Annotated in this window: 1 protein-coding gene; it reads left to right on the forward strand. The window is 38.0% G+C overall.

Annotated elements, in window-relative coordinates:
• Nucleotides 1–337 (forward strand): DDE-type integrase/transposase/recombinase (locus tag B3473_RS06165; protein ID WP_293677950.1); only part of this gene is annotated, 337 nt, incomplete at both ends.

The following is a 337-nucleotide window of genomic DNA, read 5'->3' on the forward strand; positions in this document are numbered from 1 at the left end:
ATGTCACAGAATTTGCTATTCCAGCTAGCACACAAAAGTTGTATTTGTCTCCGGTTTTAGATGGCTATAATAGTGAGATTATCGCTTACCAGCTATCAACTTCGCCTAATTTAGAACAGATCAGACTAATGTTAACGCAAGCTTTTCCGGATACCCATTATAATCATACGATTCTCCACAGTGACCAAGGTTGGCAATACCAACATCGATGTTATCATGAATTTCTTAATCAAAAGGGAATTCGTCTATCCATGTCCCGTAAAGGCAATAGCCCAGATAATGGCATGATGGAATCCTTCTTTGGTATCTTAAAGTCAGAAATGTTTTATGGCTTTGA

Origin of the sequence: Streptococcus sp. UBA632, from assembly GCF_002300045.1 — a bacterium.
Classification (GTDB): Bacteria; Bacillota; Bacilli; order Lactobacillales; family Streptococcaceae; genus Streptococcus; species Streptococcus alactolyticus.